Annotated in this window: 17 protein-coding genes; 11 read left to right on the plus strand and 6 right to left on the minus strand. The window is 66.5% G+C overall.

Features of this window, described 5'->3' with window-relative positions:
- Position 1: 1 nt before the first annotated feature.
- Positions 2–1,633: a serine hydrolase gene (locus CR105_RS21885; protein ID WP_099792182.1), complete on the plus strand. Its 1,632-nt coding sequence runs from the start codon at positions 2–4 to the stop codon at positions 1,631–1,633.
- Here the strand turns inward: CR105_RS21885 and CR105_RS28470 are convergent.
- The 5 genes from CR105_RS28470 to CR105_RS21910 form a co-directional block, all read right to left on the minus strand.
- Positions 1,579–1,920 (minus strand): hypothetical protein, encoded by a 342-nt coding sequence (locus CR105_RS28470; RefSeq protein WP_099792184.1) that lies wholly within the window; start codon positions 1,918–1,920, stop codon positions 1,579–1,581. The genes CR105_RS21885 and CR105_RS28470 overlap by 55 nt on opposite strands.
- A gap of 419 nt (positions 1,921–2,339) precedes the next feature.
- Positions 2,340–2,951, minus strand: a complete 612-nt coding sequence (locus tag CR105_RS29065) for a hypothetical protein (RefSeq protein WP_229414060.1) — start codon at positions 2,949–2,951, stop codon at positions 2,340–2,342.
- 87 nt (positions 2,952–3,038) lie between these two features.
- Positions 3,039–4,256 carry a S1C family serine protease gene (locus CR105_RS21900; protein WP_229414061.1) on the minus strand — a complete coding sequence of 406 codons (1,218 nt, stop codon included), beginning with the start codon at positions 4,254–4,256 and terminating at the stop codon, positions 3,039–3,041.
- 433 nt (positions 4,257–4,689) lie between these two features.
- Positions 4,690–5,970, minus strand: coding sequence for an ABC transporter substrate-binding protein (locus tag CR105_RS21905; RefSeq protein ID WP_229414062.1), 1,281 nt, complete (start codon positions 5,968–5,970; stop codon positions 4,690–4,692).
- 10 nt (positions 5,971–5,980) lie between these two features.
- Entirely contained in the window at positions 5,981–6,766 is a 786-nt protein-coding gene (locus tag CR105_RS21910; RefSeq protein WP_099792249.1) for a class I SAM-dependent methyltransferase, read from the minus strand.
- A 444-nt stretch (positions 6,767–7,210) separates the two neighbouring features.
- On the opposite strand from CR105_RS21910, the gene CR105_RS21915 reads away from it, so the two are divergent.
- Genes CR105_RS21915 through CR105_RS21960 form a run of 10 tightly spaced genes read left to right on the plus strand, consistent with a single transcriptional unit; the run spans position 7,211 to position 20,020 of the window.
- Entirely contained in the window at positions 7,211–8,848 is a 1,638-nt protein-coding gene (locus tag CR105_RS21915; RefSeq protein ID WP_099792185.1) for a TldD/PmbA family protein, read from the plus strand.
- Between the two features lie 2 nt (positions 8,849–8,850).
- Complete coding sequence (locus tag CR105_RS21920; protein ID WP_099792187.1) at positions 8,851–10,188, plus strand: TldD/PmbA family protein; 1,338 nt, start codon at positions 8,851–8,853, stop codon at positions 10,186–10,188.
- Positions 10,189–10,199: 11 nt separating this feature from the next.
- Positions 10,200–11,837, plus strand: a complete 1,638-nt coding sequence (locus CR105_RS21925) for a TldD/PmbA family protein (RefSeq protein ID WP_099792189.1) — start codon at positions 10,200–10,202, stop codon at positions 11,835–11,837.
- A gap of 12 nt (positions 11,838–11,849) precedes the next feature.
- Positions 11,850–13,184 (plus strand): TldD/PmbA family protein, encoded by a 1,335-nt coding sequence (locus CR105_RS21930; protein WP_099792191.1) that lies wholly within the window; start codon positions 11,850–11,852, stop codon positions 13,182–13,184.
- A 10-nt stretch (positions 13,185–13,194) separates the two neighbouring features.
- Complete coding sequence (locus CR105_RS21935; protein WP_099792193.1) at positions 13,195–13,815, plus strand: DUF4159 domain-containing protein; 621 nt, start codon at positions 13,195–13,197, stop codon at positions 13,813–13,815.
- 1 nt (position 13,816) lies between these two features.
- Positions 13,817–14,821: an AAA family ATPase gene (locus CR105_RS21940; protein WP_218968741.1), complete on the plus strand. Its 1,005-nt coding sequence runs from the start codon at positions 13,817–13,819 to the stop codon at positions 14,819–14,821.
- 1 nt (position 14,822) lies between these two features.
- Positions 14,823–15,698: a DUF58 domain-containing protein gene (locus tag CR105_RS21945; protein WP_099792195.1), complete on the plus strand. Its 876-nt coding sequence runs from the start codon at positions 14,823–14,825 to the stop codon at positions 15,696–15,698.
- On the plus strand, positions 15,695–16,660 hold the full coding sequence (locus CR105_RS21950) for a BatA domain-containing protein (protein WP_229414063.1): 966 nt from the start codon (positions 15,695–15,697) through the stop codon (positions 16,658–16,660). Before CR105_RS21945 ends, CR105_RS21950 begins: the two co-directional genes overlap by 4 nt.
- Positions 16,644–18,587, plus strand: a complete 1,944-nt coding sequence (locus CR105_RS21955; RefSeq protein WP_099792199.1) for a DUF4175 family protein — start codon at positions 16,644–16,646, stop codon at positions 18,585–18,587. Before CR105_RS21950 ends, CR105_RS21955 begins: the two co-directional genes overlap by 17 nt.
- Entirely contained in the window at positions 18,584–20,020 is a 1,437-nt protein-coding gene (locus CR105_RS21960) for a hypothetical protein (protein ID WP_099792253.1), read from the plus strand. Before CR105_RS21955 ends, CR105_RS21960 begins: the two co-directional genes overlap by 4 nt.
- Here the strand turns inward: CR105_RS21960 and CR105_RS21965 are convergent.
- Positions 20,017–22,500, minus strand: coding sequence for a TonB-dependent receptor plug domain-containing protein (locus CR105_RS21965; protein WP_099792201.1), 2,484 nt, complete (start codon positions 22,498–22,500; stop codon positions 20,017–20,019). The genes CR105_RS21960 and CR105_RS21965 overlap by 4 nt on opposite strands.
- Positions 22,501–22,730: the final 230 nt, after the last annotated feature.

Here is a 22,730-nt window from a genome sequence, read left to right on the forward strand (position 1 = left end):
AATGCACCCTATGAACAAACTCGCCGCGGCAATCGTGCTCGCCCTGTGCGCCGCCGGCGCCAGCGTGGCGAAAGCCCAGGCCGCAGCCGCGCCGGCATCGGCCAGCGCCGCCGCCTTCGACCTCGACGCCGATGTCGCCCGCGTGCTGAAGAACTTCGACGTGCCGGGCCTGGCGATTGCTGTCGTCAAGGACGGCAAGGTCGTCGTCGCGCGCGGCTTCGGCGTCAGGAAGCTCGGCGAGGCGGCGCCCGTCGACGGCAAGACGATCTTCGAGATCGCCTCGAACTCGAAGGCCTTTACCGCCGCCGCGCTGGCGATGCTGGTCGACGACGGCAAGCTGGCGTGGGACGATCCGGTCACCAGGCACCTGCCGGACTTCCAGATGTACGACGCCTACGTGACCAAGGAAATGACGGTGCGCGACTTGCTGACGCACCGCAGCGGCCTGGGACTGGGCGCTGGTGACTTGATGTGGTGGCCGACCACGTCGTTCACCACCGACGAAATCATCCACAACCTGCGGTTCATTCGCCCGGCCACCAGCTTTCGCAACAGCTACGCCTACGACAATCTGCTGTACATCGTGGCCGGCAAGATCATCGCGCAAAAGGCCGGCAAGTCGTGGGGCGACACCATGCGCGAGCGCATTCTCAAACCGGTCGGCATGACCTCCACCACCACCAGCCTGGCCGAGAACGCCGGCAACCCGAACGTCGCCAACGCCCACAGCAAGATCGACGGCAAGATCGCCGCGGTCAAGGCAATGCCGGTGGCGAATGCGGTCGGCGCGGTCGGCATCAACACCAACGCCGACGACATCGCGCGCTGGATGAACGTGCTGCTCGATGGCGGCAAGTTGGACGGCGCCGGCAAGGACGCCGCCGGCAAGGAGCTCCGCCTGTTCAGCGCGGCCCAGTCGCGCGAGATGTGGACGCCGCAAACGCCGATGAAGATCAGCGAGCCGAAGCCGCCGCTGGCGGCCACCAAGCCGAACTTCTTCGCCTATGGTCTCGGCTTCCAGCTGCGCGACTACAAGGGCCAGAAGCTGGCGCAGCACGGCGGCGCGCTGCAGGGCTTTTATTCGCGCGTGGTGCTGGTGCCCGAGTCGAAGCTTGGCATCGCGATCCTGACCAACGCCGAAAGCGGCGGCGCCATGACGGCGCTGCAGTATCGGCTGCTCGACCAGTATCTCGGCGCGGCCCCAAGCGACTGGATCAAGCTCATTGGCGACGTCGAAGCCGAAGCGCACGCCAAGGAGCAGGCGCGCCTGAAAAATGCGACGTCGACGCGCGCGGCCAAGTCGAAGCCGTCGCTGGCGCTGGCCGCCTACGACGGCGACTACCAGGACGCCTGGTACGGCAAGGCGACCATCAAGGCGGTCGGCAACAAGCGCGTGCTCAGTTTCGCCAAGACGCCCGACCTGACAGGCGACCTCGAACACTTCCAGCACGATACCTTCATCGTGCGCTGGAAGGAGCGCAACTTCAACGCCGACGCCTACGTGACGTTTTCGCTGAACCCGGACGGCAGCATCGAGCGCATGAGGATGGCGCCGGTGTCGACCGAGACTGACTTCAGCTACGACTTCGCCGACCTGATGTTCACGCCGATAAAAGCCGACAAGCCGAAATAGGCATCAGCGCCATCCGCTTCACCCCCGCGGCAAAGGGAGCAAAGGGGGCAGCGGCGACGCGTCAGCGCCCGCCGGCACGCATCGCCCATCGGCATGGCGCAGGCGTCGCTGTCGCCGAAGCGCTGCTGCGTCACCGTCAGCGCCGCCGCCAGCGTGCCGATGCTGCGCGACGGGTAGATGATGCCCGCGATGCGGCCATCCTGCTCGGCGACGACCGCGTCGAGCATGCAGCCGAGCCATTGCGTGCCCTCGTGGTCCGGGCTGGAGATGTCGTCCGACGTGGCCAAGTTTGCTCAGCGTGATGCCGGACAGGTCGAACAGCGCCAGCGGCGCCGCAAACACCAGGCGCGCGATGATCGCCGCCTCGGCGCCCGGCGCCACATAAAAAGTCCCCGGGTCGGTCACGTCGTTGCGGCACAGGCCGGCCTCCCACACCGCCGTCATCTCGTCGGCCGCCGCATAAATCCAGTGAAACGGGAACGCGCCGGCGACCCGCCACGCGGCCGGCGGACCGAACCGGTAGCTGACGTCGACGCGCCGCGGAAAAACAGCAGCGGCATGCCACGCAGCGCGCACCAGCGGCTGGCCGGCGGGAATGACGCGGATGCTGGCCAGCAGCGCCTGCCGCAGCAGCATGGCGCTGGGCAAACGGGCGGCAACGTCGGGTGGCGGAGAGGGCGGGTCGATGGCGGTCGCGGGCATCCGCTCAGCCTATTACAACGGCCTTTCCGCTGGCCTGTTGCTGCGCAAACGCGAGGACTTTTTGCTGGCGTTGCTGGCTCGGCAAGCCGAGCAGCGCTTGCTGGCTCGCATGCAGCGCGCCGCGGGTGTCGAACGGGCAGCCGGCCAGCAGTTCGGCCGGCGCCAGTTCGTTCAGTTCGTCGGCGCCGGTGATCCAGAACGCATGCACTTCGCTGCCCGCCTGCTGCGCCAGGCAGGCCAGCACCGGGGCGATCAGTTCGGGCACCGGTGCGACGAATTGCCAGGCCGGGAATTGTTTGCCGTTGCTGCGCCCGCCCGGGGTGACGCTGTAGTAGCGCCCGCTGTCGGCGGCGCGGTACAGCGTGGCCTGCGACATGCCGGTGCGCCCGCCGGCGATGACGTCGGCGGCGGACAGGCGCGCCACCGGCAGGCCGCGCGGCTGGTCGGCGCCAGGCGCCTCGAGCGCGTCGATGCTGGCCGAGAGTGCCGTGGTGGCAATGGCCACCAGCTGGCTGCGCTCGGCGCCCGGCAGCGCCGCGCCGAGCCGCTCGGCGACCTCGGCGGAAAAGCGCTCTACCAGCCGCCGCGAATATGCCCGTTGCTCAAAGCTGCCCATGCTGTGCTCCCGGTTGGATAGCTTACAAGGTAACAGTCTTTCTCGCTTTTCTCAAGTTTCTCAATGCAATCGTATGCGCGGCGCAGCTTACTTGCCGCCTTTGCCATTCCACACATCGAGCATGTCCTGCGAGCCCTGCTGGCGGATACCGTTGTCGGTCAACACGGCGTCGGTCGCCTCGAGCATGCCCTTGCGCGGCAACACCATCGTTTCGCCGGCGCGCTGGTCGAAGTGGATCACCACCAGCTCGTCCTTCAGGTCGCGCAGCAAGGTCACCAGGTGGCGCAGGCTGCGCACCGGCACCTTGTTGATCGAATAGATGACCGAGCCGAAGCGGTTGCCGTAGCCGGTCACCAGCTTGTGCGGGAAGAACGGCGAACTGACCACCACCAGTTCCTCGCGCTGCGCGTCGGGCTGCTCGCCGCGGCGCGTCGCCAGCGGGCTGGCGTTAAATGCCATCGCGTTCATCAGCGCCGCGTTGCTGGTCATGCCGGACATGAATTCCGGGCTGGCGCGCGAAAACACGATCGGGCCGTAGATGAAGTAGGGCGGGTAGCCGCCGTTCAGGTCGGGAATCAGGAGCTTGCGCGCGCCGCCGACCGGCAGCTCGATCGCCATTTGCTTGCCGCCGCGCACGATCGTCAGCGGCAGCTTGCCGTTTTTCGCCAGTTGCTGCACGCGGTACTGGAAGCGTACCCGCAGGTTCGAGCCCAGCTTGACCATGCCCTGATTGTCGATCGGGTATTCGCCGATGCGCGTGATGACGTCCCATTCCTTCAGCGGATACGCCGCGTCGCTCACGTACGGGCGCTGCACCACCACGCCTTCGACGCCTTTCTCGAGCTGCAGGAACTGGCGCAGTGACGCGTTCTCGAGCGTCTGCACGTCGTCGTAAAGGCCAATTTTGCCGTCATACTTGCCGTCGGACACATCCTTGAGGAACACTTCGACTTCCTCGTTCGGGATGATGTAGCCGATGTTCTGCGCGTTGGTGGCTTTGGAAAACGCCAGCCCGACCATCTTGTCTCCGGCGATCACCGGACCGCCGCTGTTGCCCGGGTTGATGGCCGCGTCGATCTGGATGCGCAGGCCGGCGCTGCCGAAGCCGTACGGCACGAACTCGATGCGCGAGACGATGCCCTTGGTAATCGACAGCGAGGTGCCGCCGGTCGGGTAGCCGTACGCCAGCACCGCCTCGCGCACGTCCGGCAGCAGGCTGGCGCGCGGCACCGGAGGATGGGTGTCGAAGAACGATTCGTCGTCCAGCTTGAGGATGGCCAGGTCGATGCCGCGCCCGATCGCCACCACGGTGGCGTTGAGCTTGTCGCCGGCCTGGTTGCCTGGATCTGCACCTGGCTGGCGTAACCGACCACGTGGGCGTTGGTCAGGATGCGCTTGCCTTCGATGACCACGCCCGAACCGGTGGCGTCCTGCGGCGCCGCCTTGCCCCATGGCTTCGAAGGATCCGGTCCGCGCAGCGTGGCAAACACCTTGACGACGGCGTTTTCGATATTCGGCGCACTGACCGGCGCGGCCGCGGCGGGCACGCTGGCGCCCCCGGTGGGCGCAACCTGGGCATGGGCGGCAAGACTGGTCGCGGCGAGCACGACGGCGGCGGCAAGACGGAACATAGGCAAGATATTCTTCATGTGTGTGGGCAACAGAGCAAATATACACGGTGTGCGGGGCAACAAGATGCACGGATTGTCACGCGGCACTGCGCCGACGCTGAAAAGACCTAGGGCTTCTTCGCTTCGGCCCGGATCGACGCGTCGAGCCGGCGCGCCGCCTGCTGCGGCGTCGCCTTTCCCGTCAATACATCCTGGATCAGCGGATGCAGCATGTCGATGGTAGTTGCCGGCAGCATTGAATAGTACGGGCTGCCCGTGATGGGCGCGCTCTGGACCGCGTCGACATAGGCCGCCAGTCGCGGGTCGCCGGGCATCTTGCCGCCGCCGGCGATGAACGGCGAAATATTGTGCCGCTTGTTCTGCTGAATCGCGAAGCCGGCGCCGGTGATGAATTCGAGGAAGCGCATCGCCGCTTCCTTGTTTGCCGTCTGGCACACCGCAAAGCCGGTTTCGCTGCCGATCACCGGCACCGCCGCGCCGCCGCTGTCGTTCCACGGCGGCACCATCAGGCCGGTCTCGAAGCCCTTGCCGCTCATCAGCGAGCCGGACGCCCAGGTGCCCTGGAACGCCATCGCCGTCTTGCCCGCCGAGAACATCGCGATGGCGTCGTCGTGGTCCGAATTCATGTAGTCCGGCTGCACGTAGCCGCGCTGCGCCACCAGCCGGATCTTGGCGAAAATGTCGGCGCCGCCGCTGGTGGCCAGGTTCAGCGTGCCGTCGGCAATGCGCGCCTTCCAGTCCGGCGTGCGGGCGACGATGTTGTTGGCGAAGCCGAAGCTGAACGGCCCGTTGGCCAGCATGTTGGGAAAGCCGCCGTCCCAGAAGATCGGCGTGAAGCCGGCCCGCTTGAGGCGCTCGCAGACGTCGAGGAACTCGCTGAAATTGGTCGGCAATCGTTCGATGCCGGCCTGCTTGAACATGCTCTTGTTGTAGTAGATCAGGGTGGCGGCAACCCCGCCGGCAATGCCGAAGCGCTTGCCGTTCTGCGTCATCCAGTCCGCCTTCAGCCCTGGCAGCACATTCGCCCAGGCGGCGGTGTGGCCGACGTCGGCCAGCACACCCTGGTCGGCCAGCGCCGCCGTGTAGGCGTTCGGATTGACCGACATCAGGTCGGGCAGATTGCGCGAGGCGATCCTCGGCTCGATGTTTTTCTCCACCGAATTGCCCGACATGAACTGCAGGTCGACCTTCACGTCCGGATTGAGGCGCGTGAATTCGGCGGCGACCTGCTGCATTTCCTGTGGCCAGTCAGGCGCCCAGATCAGCGCGGTGATGGTGATGGACGGCGCCGCCGGCGCCGCCTTGCCGGCGTCGCGTCCGCAGCCGGCCAGCGCCAGCGCGCACAGCAGCGCGCCGGCCAGCCAGGCCCCCGAAGTCGTCCGCCTCACCTGCTACCGCTTACGGCTTGACGAACTTGAGCGTCATGCGGTCGCTCTCGCCGATCGCCATGAACGCGGCGCGGTTCTCGTCCTTCATCGCCAGCACCGGTGGCAGCGACCAGACGCCTTTCGGATGGTTCGCCTTGTCTTTCGGATTGGCGTTCACTTCCGATTTGCCGGCCAGCTTGAAGCCGGCTTTCTCGACCTGGGCGATGACCCATGCCTCGTGCACGTAGCCGCTCGACGCCTTGGCGTCCTGCGCCATCGTCGCCGGCAGGCGGTGGTCGACCAGGCCGAACACGCCGCCCGGCTTGAGGGTGGTATGGACATTCTTGAGCAGCACCTGCATCTGCTCGTCGCCCAGCGAGATCCAGTTGTGCAGGTTACGGAACGTCAGCACCATGTCGACGCTGTTGGCCGGCGCGATCGCGTACGAAGTCGGCGGCTCGAACAGGCCGATGCGCACCTTGTCGTAGACGGCGGCGTTCGAGTTCAGCTTGTCCATGAACACCTTGCCGTAGCGTTTATCCGGCGGCGAGCCGGCGCCGATCAGCACGCCCTTGTCGCGTAAATACGGCGCCAGGATTTCGGTGTACCAGCCGCCCTGCGGCGACAGTTCCACCACCGTCATGGTCGGCGCGATGCCGAAGAAGCGCAACGTCTCGTACGGATGGCGCGCCGCGTCGCGCGCGACATTGGTCGGCGCCCGGTGACTGCCCGCAATCGCCGCCTTCAGGGCGTCGTCCGCCTGCGCTACGCCGCACACGCTCATTGCCAGCATCGCTGCCAGGATCATTCGTTTCATGGTGGTGTCTCCGTTGATGTTGTTCGGGAAGGCGGGATGCTGAACAGCGGCCGCAGGCGGGATCATCTGTCAAGCCGCCGGCGCGGTCAAGCGCCGCGTTGCCGTGCGCGCAATTTAGGATAGTTCCCGTGCGGGAACTACGCGTTAACGGACGGTGCCAGACAGCGCGGGTCCACCGCCACACCTGTCCGGGCGTCCGCCGTCGGACACCCGCGGACAGCGCCGGACAGCGGCCGACAAACTCCCCGCTCATCAAAATCAAGCACTTAGTAACTGGCATAAAGATTGCCTATTCAAAGTCTTTTGCAACTGTTAAGGTTGCCGAAGTTTTTTTAACATAAGCAACAAAGATCGACCCGATTCAGCTTGTGCCGCAACGGCGTTGCCACCATCGACAGGTGACGCTCCTTCGTCAGTGCTTATTGAGTACCTTCAGGAGATACAATGGAACGTCGTGCCTTTCTCAATATTAGCGGCCTTGCCTTGGGCACCATGCTGGTGCCGGTGGTTGGACGCGCGGTCGCGGCCGAAGAGCTGCTCACCCCCCTCGCCGCGAAATTCAAGAAGACACTGGCCGACGTTGGCCTCAACGCCGCCACCCAGGCCGGCGCCAGCTACTGCGACGTGCGCATCGGCCGCTACCTGAACCAGTTCATCACCACGCGCGACTTGAACGTCGAAAGCGTCACCAATACCGAATCGGCCGGCGTCGGCGTGCGCGTCATCTGCAACGGCGCCTACGGCTTTGCCGCCACCTCCGACATGTCGCCCGACGGCGTCGCCGGCGCCGCGCGCCAGGCCGTCGCCATCGCCAAGGCCAATTCGCGCCTGCAGTCCGAGCCGGTGCGCCTGGCGCCGGTCAAGGGCGTCGGCGAAGTATCGTGGGCCACGCCGATCAAGAAGGACTGGCGCGCCGTGCCGATCAAGGAAAAAGCCGAGCTGCTGATCGCCGCCAACAAGGCCGGCATGGACGGCGGCGCGAGCTTCATGCAGTCGCTGATGTTCCAGGTGAACCAGCAGAAGTACTTCGCCTCCACCGACGGCTCCTACATCGACCAGGACGTGCACCGCATGTGGATGCCGGTGTTCGCCACCGCGGTCGACAAGGCGACCAACAAGTTCCGCTCGCGCCAGGGCCTGTCTTCGCCGGTCGGCATGGGCTACGAATACCTCGACGCCCGCCCCGAACACAAGGTCAAGGCCGCCGGCGGCGTCTGCACCCTGTACACCGATTCGTATGATCTGATCGAAGACGCGCGCGCTTGCGGACGCCAGGCCAAGGAAAAGCTGACCGCCAAGTCGGTCGCACCGGGTAAATACGACCTGGTGCTCTCGCCCGAACACATGTGGCTCACCATTCACGAATCGGTCGGCCACCCGACCGAACTCGATCGCGTATTGGGCTACGAGGCCAACTACGCCGGCACCAGCTTCGCCACCCTCGACAAGTGGCAGTCGAAGAAATTCAAGTACGGCCACGAGCGCGTCAACATCATCGCCGACAAGACCGTCCCCGGTTCGCTCGGCGCCGTCGGCTACGACGACGAAGGCGTCAAGTGCAAGAAGTGGGACATCATCAAGGACGGCATGCTGGTGAACTACCAGGCCACGCGCGACCAGGCCCACATCATCGGCGAGAAGGAATCGCACGGCTGCTCGTATGCCGATTCGTGGAGCAGCGTGCAGTTCCAGCGCATGCCGAATATCTCGCTGGCGGCGGGAACGAAGAAGCTCACGCCGGATCAAATGATCAAGGACGTCAAGAAGGGCATCTACATCGTCGGCGCCGGCTCCTTCTCGATCGACCAGCAGCGTTACAACTTCCAGTTCGGCGGCCAGCTGTTCTACGAAATCGTCAACGGCAAAATCGGCGCCCCGCTCGAAGACGTGGCCTACCAGTCCAACACCCAGGAGTTCTGGAATGCCTGCAGCGCGATCTGCGACGAAAGCGACTGGCGCATGGGCGGCTCCTTCTTCGACGGCAAAGGGCAGCCGTCGCAGTCGAGCACCGTGTCGCACGGCTCGTCGACCACGCGCTTTAACGGCATCAACGTCATCAACACCGCCCGCAAGATCGGCTGACCATGAAACTACTTAGCCTTGACGAGACCCGCCGCATCACCGACCGCGTGATGTCGTTTTCCAAAGCCGACGAGTGCACCGTCACGCTGACCGGCAGTCGCACCGGTAACATCCGCTTCGCCCGCAACAACGTGTCGACCGCGGGACTGGTCGACGACGCCCAGCTGTCGGTGTCGGTCGCCTACGGCAAGCGCCAGGGCACCGCCATCATTAACGAGTTCGACGACAAGTCGCTCGAAAAAGTCGTGCGCCGCGCCGAAGACCTGGCCCGCCTGGCGCCGGAAAATCCCGAGTTCATGCCGGCCGTGGCCAAACAGGCCTACAAGCCAAGCGCCACCTTCAGCGCCAGGACCGCGGCGATCGATCCCGACATGCGCGCCCAGGCCGCGGCCTACAGCATCGAGGCGAGCCGCAAGAACAAGCTGGTATGCGCCGGCTTCTTCACCGACCGTACTTCGTTCGAAACGATCGCCAACTCGAACGGCGTGTTCGGCCACCAGCAGGAGACCTCGCTCGACTTCACCTGCACCGTGCGCACCGAAGACGGCCGCGGTTCCGGTTGGGTCAAGCGTTCCGCCGGCGACTTCGCGCTGTTCGATCCGCGCGAAGCTTCCGACGTCGCCATCGAAAAAGCGCTGCGTTCGGTCGAGGCCAAGGCGCTCGAACCGGGCCGCTACACCGTCATCCTCGAACCGGCCGCCACGTCCGACCTGATCGGCTACATGCTGTCCGGCTTCGATGCCCGCCAGGCCGACGAAGGCCGCAGCTTCCTGTCCAAGAAAGGCGGCGGTAACCGCCTCGGCGAAAAGCTGTTCGACAGCCAGGTCAACATCTGGTCCGACCCATGGGACAAGGATGTCGCCGTACTGCCGTGGGACAGCGCAACCATGCTGCCGCGCGAGCGCATGGCGATGATCAAGGACGGCCGCGTCGCCGCGCTCGACTACTCGCTGTTCTGGGCCAGGAAGCAGGGCGTGCGTCCGGTCGGCTCGCCCGGCAACATGATCATGGCCGGCACCAGCAAGTCCACCGCGGAGCTGATCGCCAATACCAAGAAGGGCGTGCTGGTCACCCGCACCTGGTACATCCGCCTGGTCGACCCGCAGTCGGTGCTGCTGACGGGCCTCACGCGCGACGGCACTTTCTACATCGAGAACGGCAAGATCAAGCACCCGATCAAGAACTTCCGCTTCAACGAGAGTCCCGTCACGATGCTCAACAACATCGACGAAATCGGCAAGCCGCAGATCATCGCCGGCGACGAAGTGCAGTACTCGATGCTGATCCCGCCAATGAAAGTGCGCGACTTTAATTTCACGTCCCTGTCGGACGCGGTGTAACTGGAGAGATTGTGGAACGACGTACCTTCCTGAAAATCAGCAGCGGCGCCACCGGCGCCATCCTGCTGCCGGTGTTCGGCAACACCATCGCCGCCGAAGAACTGCTCAACCCGATGGCCGTCAGCTTCAAGAAGACCCTCGCCGACGCCGGCCTGAACGCCGCCACCAAGGCCGGCGCCAGCTACTGCGACGTGCGCATCGGCCGCTACCTGAACCAGTCGATCACCACGCGCGACCTGCGCGTCGAGAACATCATCAACACCGAGTCGACCGGCGTCGGCGTGCGCGTGGTGGCCAGCGGCGCCTACGGCTTCGCTTCCACCAACGACATGTCGGAGGGCGGCGTCGCCGGCGCCGCGCGCCAGGCAGTCGCCATTGCCCGCGCCAACGCCAGACTGCAGACCGAACCGCTGCGCATGGCGCCGGTCAAGGGCACCGGCGTGGTCAGCTGGGCCACGCCGTTCACCCGCGACTGGCGCAGCGTGCCGGTCAAGGACAAGGCCGAGATGCTGATCGCCGCCAACAAGGCCGGGCTCGACGCCGGCGCCACCTTCATGACGGCCAACCTGTTCCAGGTCAACCAGCAGAAGTACTACGCCTCCACCGACGGCTCCTACATCGACCAGGACATCCACCGCCTGTGGGCGCCAATGACTGCCACCGCGGTCGACAAGGTCAACAACCGCTTCCGCACCCGCGACAGCCTGGCCGCGCCGGTCGGCATGGGCTTCGAATACTTCGACGCGCGCGCCGCCGACAAGGTGCAGGCCGCCGGCGGCGTCGCCACCTTGTACACCCGCTCCTGCGACCTGGTCGAGGATGCCCGCGCCGCCGGCCGCCAGGCCAGGGAAAAGCTCACCGCCAAGTCGGTCGAGCCGGGCAAGTACGACCTGGTGCTTAGTCCCGAACACCTGTTCCTGACCATCCACGAGTCGGTCGGCCACCCGACGGAACTGGACCGCGTGATGGGCTACGAGGCCAACTACGCCGGCACCAGCTTCGCCACGCTCGACAAGTGGGCCACCAAGAAATTCAAGTTCGGCGCCGAGCGCGTCAACTTCATCGCCGACAAGACCACACCTGGTTCGCTGGGTGCCGTCGGCTACGACGACGAAGGCGTGCGCTCGAAGCAGTGGGACATCATCAAGGACGGCGTGCTGGTGAATTACCAGGCCACGCGCGACCAGGCCCACCTGATCGGCGAGAAGGAGTCGCACGGCTGCTCGTACGCCGACTCGTGGAACAGCGTGCAGTTCCAGCGCATGCCGAACGTGTCGCTCGCCGCCGGCAAGGCCCCGCTCACGCCCGACGAGATGATCAAGGACGTCAAGAAGGGTATCTACATCCTTGGCCGCGGCTCGTATTCGATCGACCAGCAGCGCTACAACTTCCAGTTCGGCGGCCAGCTGTACTTCGAGATCAAGAATGGCAAGATCACCGGCCCGCTCGAAGACGTCGCCTACCAGTCGAACACCCAGGAATTCTGGAACTCGTGTTCGGCCATTTGCGACCAGCGCGACTGGCGCATGGGCGGCTCGTTCTTCGACGGCAAAGGCCAGCCCAGCCAGGTCAGCGCCGTATCGCACGGTTCAGCCACCACCCGCTTCAACGGCATCAACGTTATCAACACCGCTCGCAAGATCGGCTAAGGAGACTTCAGGATGAAACAGCTGAACCAGGAAGAAGCAAAGCGCATCTGCGACCGCGTGCTCGGGTTTTCCAAGGCCGACGAATGCCGCATCGTCATCGACGGCAGCCGCCGCGGCAACATCCGCTACGCGCAAAACAGCGTCACCACCGCCGGCCTGAACGAAAATACCCAGCTGACCGTCAGCGTCGCTTTCGGCAAGCGCCAGGGCACCGCCACCATCAACGAGTTCGACGACAAGTCGCTCGAGCGCGCGGTGCGCCGCGCCGAGGACGTGGCCCGCCTGGCGCCGGAAAATCCGGAGTTCATGCCGGCCATCGGCAAGCAGGCGTTCAAACAGTCCGCCACGTTCAACAGCGCCACCGCCGCCATCGATCCTGACTACCGCGCCGAAGTGGCGTCGCACAGCATCGTCGCCGGCCGCAAGAACAAGCTGCAGACGGCCGGCTACTTTGTCGACACCACCGGGTTTCAGACCATCGCCAATTCGAATGGCTTGTTCGGCCACCAGGAATTCACCAGCCTCGACTTCACCTGCACCGCGCGCACCGAAGACGGTCGCGGTTCCGGCTGGGTGACCCGTTCGGCGTCCGACGCGCGCAAGTTCGATCCGCGCGAGGCGTCCGCCGTCGCCATCGAAAAGGCGCTGCGTTCGGTCGACGCCAAGGCGCTCGAACCGGGCCGCTACACCGTGATCCTCGAGCCGGCGGCGACGTCGGAACTGATCGGGCGCATGTTCGGCGCCTTCGATGCGCGCCAGGCCGACGAAGGACGCAGCTTCCTGTCCAAGAAAGGCGGCGGCAATCGCCTCGGCGAGAAGCTGTTCGACGAACAGATCAACATCTGGGCCGATCCGTGGAATCCGGACGTGCCGGTGCGCCCGTGGGACAACACGATGATGCCGCGCGAGCGCACCGACGTCGTCAAGAACGGCCGCATCGTCTCGCTCGACTACTCGCGCTTCTGGGCGCAAAAGCAGAACGCAAAAGCGACCGCGCGGCACGGCAACATGATCATGTCGGGCGGCTCGAAGTCGCTCGAAGAGCTGATCGCCTCGACCAAGAAGGGCGTCGTCGTCACCCGCACCTGGTACATCCGCCAGGTCGACCCGCAGTCGCTGCTGCTGACGGGCCTCACGCGCGACGGCACCTTCTACGTCGAAAACGGCAAGATCAAATACCCGATCAAGAACTTCCGCTTCAACGAGAGCCCGGTGTCGATGCTCAACAACGTCGACGAACTTGGCAAGCCGCAGATCATCGGCGGCGACGAAGTGGCGTACGAGATGCTGATCCCGCCGATGAAGATCCGCGACTTCAACTTCACGTCGCTGTCGGACGCGGTGTAGCGGGGCGCGCATGCGGCCGGTCGATTTCTATTTCACGCGCCTGATGTACGAGTCGGGCGACTGGGACGTCGACATCCGCATGCCGAGCAACGTGCTCAATTCGCTGGTCGAATACACCACGCTGCGGGTCGATCCGGCCGAGCGCGTGGTGGCCCTGTCCGACCCGAAGATGCTGGAGGCGCCGTTCTGCTTCCTGGCCGGCCACAAGCTGGTGCAGTTCACCCCGGCCGAGCGCAAGAACTTCGAGCGCTACGTGCGTGGCGGCGGCTTCGTGTTCGTCGACGACTGCAACCACGACATCGACGGCCTGTTCGCCAAGTCGTTCGAGGCCGAGCTGGCGAAGATGTTCGGGCCCAAGGCTCTGAAAAAAATCCCGAACACGCATCCGATCTATTCGAGCTTTTTCAAGTTCGACGGCCCGCCCAACACCGGCAATGAACTCAATGGCTGGGGCGACGACCTGGTGCACGACTACCTGAAGGCGATCGAAATCAACGGCCGCATCCGGGTGCTGTACTCGAACAAGGACTACGGTTGCGAGTGGGACTACGACTTTCGCAACAAGCGCTGGCTGGTCATCGACAATACCCGCTTCGCGGTCAACATCATTCAATATGCTTTAGGAGCCTGACGTGTCGGAACGTGATGCAATCGCCTGGAACGAAAACGAAATCGGCACGCTGACCGACAAGGTCGGCGCGCTCAAGGCCAGCATGGCGCGCGTCATCGTCGGCCAGGAGCAAGTCATTGAGTCGCTCATCATTTGCCTGCTGGCCGGCGGCCACGCGCTGGTCGAAGGCGTGCCGGGTCTGGGCAAGACGCTGCTGGTCAAGTCGCTGGCGCAGGCCACCGACATGCAGTTTCGCCGCGTGCAGTTCACGCCCGACCTGATGCCGTCCGATATCGTCGGCACCGAGATCCTCGAAGAGGACACGGTCACCCGCCAGCGCGTGTTCCGCTTCCAGCAGGGACCCGTGTTCACCCAGGTGCTGCTGGCCGACGAGATCAATCGGGCGCCGCCAAAAACGCAGTCGGCACTGCTCGAAGCGATGCAGGAACGCGCCGTCACTTTCGCCGGCACCACCCACAAGCTGCCGCGGCCGTTCTTTGTGCTGGCCACCCAGAACCCGATCGAGCAGGCCGGAACCTATCCGCTGCCGGAAGCGCAGCTCGACCGCTTCTTGCTGCGCATCGACGTCGGGTATCCGAGCGAAGACGAAGAGATTGCGATGGTCGCGCTCACCACCCATTCGGTGCTGCAGGACGCGGTGCCGGCGATGGACGTGGCCAGCCTGCTGCGGCTGCAGCTGCTGGTGCGCGACATCGAGATCGGCGAGCACCTGCTGCGCTACGCCACGCGCCTGGTGCGCGCCACCCGCCCGCAAGAGAGCCGTGTCGCCAGCGTGTTGAAGCACGTTGGCTGGGGCGCAGGTCCGCGCGCCGGCCAGGCGCTGGTGCTGGCCTCGAAAGCGCGCGCGCTGATGCACGGCCGCCTGGCGGTCACGCGCGACGACATCGGCGCCATGCTGCTGCCGGTGCTGGCGCACCGCGTGCTGCGCAATTTCGAAGCCGAAGCGGACGGCGTGGCGATTGCCGACATCCTGCGCGCGCTGGGCGACGAGATCCGCGTCGACTGACATGCTGGCGACACCGGCGCAGCTGGCGCACACCACCGACCTGAACCTGGTCATCCGCTACGTGCTGGCCGGCCTCGGCCACGGTATCCACGCGGGGCGCGAGCGCGGCGCCGGCGTCGAGTTCTCCGAATACCGCGCCTATGCGCCGGGCGACGAGTGGCGCCGCGTCGACTGGAAGCTGCTGGCGCGCGCCGACCGCTATTTCGTGCGCGAGGCCGAGCGCGACAGCCACGTCGCCGTCTGGCTGTGGCTGGATGCCAGCGCGTCGATGGCGGAGCCGAGCCGCAGCGTGGCTGGCCTCGACAAGCTGCAGTACGCGCGCGCCGTGCTGGCCTGCATTGCCGCCATCGCGCAGCGCCAGGGCGACGCCTTCGGCCTGATCGTCTGCGGCGGCGACCGCGTGAAGTTCACGCCGGCCGCGCGCGGACCGCGCCAGATGCAGCGCATCCTGGCGCAGCTGTCGCGCACCGAGGCGCAGGGCAGCCTGCCGCCGGCCGAGACATTGCGAACCAGCCTGCATTTCGCCCGTTCGCCAAGCCTGGTGTTCGCCGTCAGCGACTATCTAGACTGGCCATCGGCCCAATCGGAAGCGCTGCTGCGGCTGCGCCACATGCGCCACGACGTGCGCGCGCTGTGCCTGCAAACCAACGCCGAGTGCGACGCCAGCTTCGCCGCCGGCGGCACATGGCGCGACCCTGAAGCAGGCGCGGGCCTGTTCCGCTTCGAACAGCAGGCTTACCAGAAAAACCGCGCCGGCCATTTCGCCGCCATGACGGCCGACTGCCGCCGCAGCGACATACGCACGCTCGAAGCGCGCATCGAACAACCGCTGCAGACGGTGCTGCGCGCGTGGCTGCGCCAGGCGGGCCGCGCATGAGCATGTGGTGGCTTGCCATGCCCGTGCTGCTGCTGCCGATATGGTGGCACCGGCAGAAGCGCGAACGCAGCAACGCTCAGCCGCTGGCAACCGCGCGCTTCTTGCCGCGCGCCGATCCGCAGCAGCAGCGCGTGTGGCGCTGGACCGACCGGCTGCTGTTGCTGGTGCGCTGCCTTCTGCTCGCCGGCGTGATCGCGCTGCTGGCCGACGTCACGCTGCCGTGGCGCGGCGACACCGTGCTGGTCGCGCCCGGCACCGACGCTGCCTGGCTCGATCGCCAGGTGACCGATGCCGGCTTTTCGGGCGCGGCCCGGATAACGGTCGCCGATCCGCTTGGGTATCTGGCGCTGCATGAGCGTGAATGGAAAGCCAGCGCGCGCCTGCTGGTGGCCGGCAACGTGCCAATGCCGGCGCTGCGGCCGCAGTTTCGCCACAAGGTCGAGCTGCGCACGCTGGCTGCGCCATTGCCTGCATCCGAACACCGCGTCGCTGTCGTCAGCAAACGTGCGCCGCAATGGCGCGTGTTGTTCGCGGCGCTGGATGGCCCGCAGAAATTTGTCGTCACCGACACGGCAGACGCAAAGTCGGAACTGATCATATGGGATGTGGCCGAGGCGCCGCCGGCCGGCCTGCACGCGCCGCTGTGGTGGGTCGGCGACGACAGCGCCTTTCCGGAACTGCGCAGCGCCAGGGCTGTCGACGGCATGCGCTACGCCGACAGCGCGCGTGGCCGGCTATGGTCTGCCACCCCGCCGGCCGACGCCAGCGCCGCGCGCAGCCTGTTCGAAACCTGGCAGCGCCTGCACTATGCGCCGGTGCCGTACACCGCACCGTCGCAGTCGATCGCGGCGTCCACGGTGCAGACGGCGCCGGCAGCGGGCGCACTGCGCGACATTTTGCTGATGGCGCTGGCGGCGCTGTTCGCACTCGAAAGGATATTGGCCCATGCAAGCCGACGCTGATATCGTCGCGCGCGTCTGGCGCGCTGCCTGGCGCCGCCGCCTGCCACTGTGGCTTGGCGCGCTGCTGCCGTGGATCGTGCTGCGTTCGCCGATCGGCATCGCCGCCGCGCTGGCGCTGGTGATCTTCGATTGCTGGCGCCTGCACCGCCGCGTGTCCGCCAACTGGCCGCGCTGGCTCGACGGCGCAATCCCGGAACTGGAAGACAGCAGCCTGCTGCTGGCGCATGCACCAACTCCCATCGCCCAGTTGCAGCGCCAGCGCCTGCTCGCCCGCGCCGCTGCGGTGCTGAACCTGCCGGCGGTGGCGCGCACACGCGTTCGCGGCGGCTATCACTGGGTCGCCGCCAGCGCCCTGGTGGCGCTGGGCGTATGGGCCTGGGGCGCGCGTGCCGGCATGCCGAGCATGGCGCCAGCCGCCGCGCCGGCCGCCGCCGCCGCCGCCGCCGCCGTCGCGCCAGGCCAGGTCTCGCTGCGCGTCACGCCGCCAAAATACACTGCGGTGGCGCCGTTCGAATCGGCGCCACGCGACCTGCAGGTGCCCGAGCACAGCGTGGTGCAATGGTGCGGCAAGGACGCGGTGATCGAACTGAGCGACGGCCAGCAGCTCAAGACCGGCGCCGCTTGCGCGCAGTGGAAGGCCACCGAATCGGTGTTCTGGCGCCTGCGCGGGGTGCGCTACAACCTGCGCGTGACGCCCGACCAGCCGCCGCTGATCACCGTCACGGCGCCGACCGACATGGTGCAGGTGCTGGCGGCCGATGCAAACAGTGCCGCCATCGCGGTGGCGGTGCGCGACGACTACCAGGTGGCCCGCGCCACCTTGCACCTGACCCTGGCGCGCGGCAGCGGCGAAAACATCCGCTTCAGCGACCGCGAAGTGCCGCTGCCGGCGTCGAGCGACCCACGCGCGCGCAACTGGTCACGCCAGTGGACGCTGGCCGAGCTGGGCATGGAGCCGGGCGACGAGCTGTATTTTTTCGTGCGCGCGGCGGACAATGCCGAGCCGGTTCACGGCGCTCAGTCGCCGACCTACACGCTGCGCCTGCCGGGGCCTGTCGGCACCGAAGACGAGACGTCGGCGCTGCCGATGCTGGTCAAGCCGGAGAACCTGCGCAGCCAGCGCCAGGTCATCATCGATACCCAGCAACTGATCGCCGACATGAAGGCGCAGCCGAAAATGGCCGCCGCCACGGTGCGCAGCCGCAGCGAGTCGATCGCCGGCGACCAGGCGCAGCTGCGCCGCCGCTACGGCCAGTTCCTCGGCGAGGAGTCGAGCCTGTTCGGCGGCGACGACCACGAAAAGGAAGAGGGCAAGCACGACGTGGTGGCCGAATTCGGCCATGCCCACGACCAGGCCGAGAACGCCACGCTGTTCGACGAGGGCACCAAGAAAGTGCTGCGGCGCGCGCTGTCGGCGATGTGGGATGCCGAAAAAGCGCTGCGGGCGATCACGCCGCAGCCGGCGCTGGCGCCCGAACACAAGGCGCTCGAGGCGATCAAGCAGCTGCAGCAGGCCGACCGCATCTACCTGCACAAGACGGCGTTCGCGCCGCCGCCGATCAAGGAGGAGCTGCGCATGAGTGGTGATGTAGTGGGCGCCAAGAGCTACCGGCGCGCGCAGGATGCGCCCAACGATGCGGTGCCGGCGGAAGTGCGCGAGCTGCTGCGCGCCCTCGGCGGCGACGGCGCCTTGCCGGCGCTGTGGAGCCGCACCGCGCACGACTGGATCCGCGCGCGTATCGCCGGCGACGACCAGCGGCTGCAGGCGCAGCGCGCGGTGCAGGACGTGGCCGACGGCTGCGCCACTTGCCGTCCGGTGCTGCGTGCGTGGATCCGCGGCGCCATCACCGACGCGCCGGTGCTGCTGCAGGCAACGCCGTCGGCCAGCACGCCGTTCACCCAGGCATGGCGCAGGGCGGCGCCATGACGATGATCGCGATCGGCCTGATCGGCCTTGCCAGCGCGGGCGTCTACCTGTGGCGGCGCCGCTTTATCGACGCGCTGCTGGTGCTGGTTGCCGCCGCGGCGCTGGCTGGCATCGGCGGCAATTTCTCATTGCCGCACACCGCCGCCAAGGGGCCGCTGACTGGCGACGGCCTGACCGAGGCGCAGTGGCGCGATCTGTCTGCGCGGCCGCTGGCGTGGACTGTGCCGGCGAGCCCCGTGCTGCGGCTCGATTTCCCCCGCCGCCTGACGCTCGGCCGCATGTTCACATTCACCATCCATCGCGACAAGCCCGGCGCGGCGCGCCTGCAACTGCTGGCGGAGAACAAGCAGGTCATCGCTGAGGCCAGCGGCTCGGCGGCGTCGCTCAGCGTGCAGTGGCTGCCGCCGGCCGCCGAGCTGCTGGTGCTGCGCGCTCGCTTGCTGGACGCCGCAGGCAATACGCTGGCCGAAGGGCCGGTGCCGCTCAACGTGGTGGACGCCGCGCCACTGCGGGTGCAGGGGCGCTTCGCCGCGCCGTCGTTCGACCTGCGCGTGCTGAACGAACTACTGGCCAATAGCGGCGCGCTGCTCGACTGGCAGGTCACGCTCGGCAAAACCGTCACCCGCAGCGAGACCGCGCGCGAACCGATGGCCGCTCCCAACCTGCTGATCATCGACGCCGCCTGGTTCGAACGCGCATCGGAAAGCGCACGCGCGGCGCTGCTTGCCCAAGGCACGCCGCTGGTCATCCTGGGCGCCAACGCAAGCGACACCCGCATCTGGCAGCGCGCGATGCAGCTCGACCTGAAGCCGCAAGCCGATGGCCGCGTTGCGGGCGCTCTTGCAATGCCGGTGGCGCCGTTCAATCCGGTTGCGGGAACCTGGACCGCCGGCGACGGCACGTTCTGGACCCGCGGGCGCATCACCTGGGTCGGCGTGGGCGACTGGCACCGCCTGGCGATCAGCCAGCCGCGCCAGCTCGCGCTGTGGTGGCAAGGTGTGCTCGACGGCGCCGGCGTAAAGGTGGAGCAGGACGTGACATGGGAAGAGCCGCGCGAGATGGCCTTTGCCGGACAGCGCCTGGAACTGTGCGCGCAGGGCGCCAAGGGCGATGCGGTGTTCCCGTCGCTGCAGCAGAAGATAGTCTGGCAGCGTCGGCTTGACAAGGCCGACGCCTCCTGCGTCGCGGTGTGGCCGCGCCAGGCGGGCTGGCTGAAGATGGAGGGGAAGGGCGGCGAGACGTACGTGTTCGATGCAGCGGACTGGCCGCAGTGGCAGGCGGCGCAGCGGCGCGATGCTACTAGCCGCTACCTCGCCCGCACCGCGGCTCCGGCGGCGATCGGCAGCACGCCGTTGCCGGCGTGGCCGTTCGCCTTGCTGTTCACGCTGGCCATGCTCGCGCTGTGGTGGCGCGAGCGCGGCCGGCTCGCTTAGAAAGCGTAGTCGGCGCGCAGGTAGCCGGAGCGGCCGTTGATGCCGATCGGGCAGGTCTCCCAGCAGTGGGTGAAGCCCAGCTGCGGAAACGGCGCCGCCTTGGTCTTGTCCCACTCGGTCGGGTAGGTGTCGAACACGTTGTTCAAGCCGGCCGACAGGCTGAAGCGCTTGCTGAACGAATAGCGCATCGTCAGGTCGACCAGCCACTTCGCTTCCCAGGTCTGGATGAACGGCGCGGTGAATCCCTGGCCCTGCACTTCACCGTAGTAGTTGGCGCGGGCGTTGACGTTCCATGCGCCGGCCGTGTAGTCGGCGCCGACGACGTGGTGCTGGCGCGGCTGGCCGCGTTCGATCAAGGTCACCTGCGAATCGTCGAACAGCTGGGCGCCAGTCAGCACCGGCGACTGTGAATTGCGGCTCTTGACCTTGGTGCGGTTGAAGCCCAACTGGCCCGACAGCACCAGCGTGGCATTGCTCAACTTGGTGGTGTGATCGGCGACCAGGTCGAAGCCGTCGGTTGTGGTGTCGATCGCGTTGGTGAAGAACTGCGCCTGGCCGACCTTCAGCGGATCAAGGATGGCCTTGATCGGGCACGCCGCCGCGGTCAGGCAGGCGCCCGATTCCGGCGCGATGTTGCTCGAAAAGACGATGCGGTCGTCGATGTTGGTGCGGTACACGTCAGCCGTCACCGAGAAGCCGGTGACCGGGCGCAGGATGATGCCGATGCTGCCGCTTTGCGACGTTTCCTGTTTCAGCGGCGAGATGCCGAACGCGCGGGTGACGGCGCTGCCTTCGCGCGCGGTCAGCGTCTCGGTCAGCACGCCGGCCGTGTTCAGGTTGGTCGACACCGAGCTGTAGAACTTCTGCTGCACGCCCGGTGCGCGAAAGCCCGTCGACACGCTGCCGCGCATGCCGATGGTGCGCGACGGGTCGTAGCGCATGCTCAGTTTTCCGGTGGTGGTGTTGCCGAAGTCCGAATACTTTTCGAAGCGGACGGCGCCCGCCACCAGCAGATGCGGCGTCAGGTTGTGTTCCGCGTCGAGGTAGGCGGCGACGTTGTGGCGGCCGGCGTCGACCGCGGTACCTGGCGTGTAGCCGGGGAATCCCTGCGCGCCGGAGGCGGCGATGCCGCCGGTCTGGTCGAAGATCTTGATGGCCGGGTTGTTGGTGCGTCCGTACTGGTAGGACACCGGGTCGCCCGCTTCGATGGCGTAGTTATCGCGGCGGTACTCGAAGCCGCCGGCCACCAGCAGCTTGGCGCCGCCGATGTCGACCGGGCCGCGCAGGTCGGCGTTGAAGGTGGTCTGGTTGAATTTCAGGCGGCCGGTGTCGGCTTCCAGCGGCGATTCGGCATAGATGCCGCCGCCCGGTTTCGGCTCGTACCAGTAGCTGACGTTGATCGAATTACGTTCGTGGAAACCGAGTTCGCTGCGGCCGTGGTTGACGCTGACGTCGAACTTCCAGTCGTTGGCCAGGTCGCGCTTGTAGCCTACTGCCAGCGAGGCGTCCTTCACGGTCGTCATGATGTTCGGCAGGTAGCCGTTCGGGTACACCGCAGGCACAGTGCGCCCGTCCCCGGCCGAGCGGAAGAAGCCGGCCGAGTCGCCGGTGCGCTTGGAGACGCCGCCGAAGGCGTAGAACTCGCTGTCTTTGCCGAGCGGGATGGCGGCGTTCCACCACAGGTAGGCATCCTTGGCCAGGCTGTCGCCGATGCGCTGGGTCACGCGCGGCGGATCGACGCGCAAGGTGTCGAGGCCGGCGCGGTTGGTTTCGCCGCGGTGGCGCCCTTCGACCGTCAGGTTCAGGTAGCCGCCGTCGGTGCCGAGCGCAACGCCGGTGTTGGCGCTGCCGGAGACCAGGTCGCCGTCGCCCTTCGACGTGGTGCCGACCGTGCCGCTCAACTGGGTCTCGCCCACGTTCGACTTGAGGACGATGTTGATCACGCCGGCGATCGCATCCGACCCGTACTGCGCGGCGGCGCCGTCGCGCAGCACCTCGATGTGGTGGATCGCGGACAGCGGAATGGCGTTGATGTCGGTGCCGGCGGAGCCGCGGCCGATGGTTTGCTGGACGTTGACCAGCGCCTGCTGGTGGCGGCGTTTGCCGTTGACGAGCACCAGCAGCTGGTCGGGCCCGAGGCCGCGCAAGGTGGCCGGGCGAATGATGTCGGTGCCGTCGCTGATGAACGTGGAGGTGAAGTTGAATGACGGGTCGAGCGTTTGCAGCAGCTTGCCCAGTTCCAGCGGGCCGGCGTTCTGCATGTCCTTGGCGCTGATCAGGCCGACCGGCACGGCGGTGTCGAGGGCGGTCTTGGCGCTCGAGCGCGATCCGAGCACGACGACCGACTGGGTGCCTTCGTCGCTTGGGCGGGCCTGCTGGCCGCCGGCCGCTTCCTGCGCGCCGGCGTGGTTCAGGGCCGCGAGCAGCGCCGAGGCGAGCAAGGTGCGGTTCAGGTTCGCTCTTCCGGTGTGTTTCGTCATTGCGTGTCTCTTTCTCTTGGCTATTTTCGTCAGTCGCGCGCGGGCGCGCGCGATGCCCGGAAGATGCTATAGCACACCAAATGGTCTGTACAACCCGCATGGAATGACTGTTGTATTTATAGATAGTCAGGCAATATTTCGGGCTACCTAACTGAAAAGCAGAGTAGTATTTACGCCCCTTGCGGCAGTTCCTGCGGTCTGTCCAATATATTTCCTACGGGTAAGAAAAA

The sequence above is a fragment of the Massilia eurypsychrophila genome (assembly GCF_002760655.1).
Taxonomy (GTDB): domain Bacteria; phylum Pseudomonadota; class Gammaproteobacteria; order Burkholderiales; family Burkholderiaceae_D; genus JAFCUW01.

What these genes read in the sequence shown, in the direction of transcription:
- CR105_RS21885 (WP_099792182.1), top strand. Translation starts at nt 2, where the DNA reads ATGCACCCTATGAACAAACTCGCCGCGGCAATCGTGCTCGCCCTGTGC.
- CR105_RS29065 (WP_229414060.1), bottom strand. Translation starts at nt 2,951, where the DNA reads ATGGGCAGCTTTGAGCAACGGGCATATTCGCGGCGGCTGGTAGAGCGC.
- CR105_RS21910 (WP_099792249.1), bottom strand. Translation starts at nt 6,766, where the DNA reads ATGAAACGAATGATCCTGGCAGCGATGCTGGCAATGAGCGTGTGCGGC.
- CR105_RS21915 (WP_099792185.1), top strand. Translation starts at nt 7,211, where the DNA reads ATGGAACGTCGTGCCTTTCTCAATATTAGCGGCCTTGCCTTGGGCACC.
- CR105_RS21920 (WP_099792187.1), top strand. Translation starts at nt 8,851, where the DNA reads ATGAAACTACTTAGCCTTGACGAGACCCGCCGCATCACCGACCGCGTG.
- CR105_RS21930 (WP_099792191.1), top strand. Translation starts at nt 11,850, where the DNA reads ATGAAACAGCTGAACCAGGAAGAAGCAAAGCGCATCTGCGACCGCGTG.
- CR105_RS21935 (WP_099792193.1), top strand. Translation starts at nt 13,195, where the DNA reads ATGCGGCCGGTCGATTTCTATTTCACGCGCCTGATGTACGAGTCGGGC.
- CR105_RS21945 (WP_099792195.1), top strand. Translation starts at nt 14,823, where the DNA reads ATGCTGGCGACACCGGCGCAGCTGGCGCACACCACCGACCTGAACCTG.
- CR105_RS21950 (WP_229414063.1), top strand. Translation starts at nt 15,695, where the DNA reads ATGAGCATGTGGTGGCTTGCCATGCCCGTGCTGCTGCTGCCGATATGG.
- CR105_RS21955 (WP_099792199.1), top strand. Translation starts at nt 16,644, where the DNA reads ATGCAAGCCGACGCTGATATCGTCGCGCGCGTCTGGCGCGCTGCCTGG.
- CR105_RS21960 (WP_099792253.1), top strand. Translation starts at nt 18,584, where the DNA reads ATGACGATGATCGCGATCGGCCTGATCGGCCTTGCCAGCGCGGGCGTC.
- CR105_RS21965 (WP_099792201.1), bottom strand. Translation starts at nt 22,500, where the DNA reads ATGACGAAACACACCGGAAGAGCGAACCTGAACCGCACCTTGCTCGCC.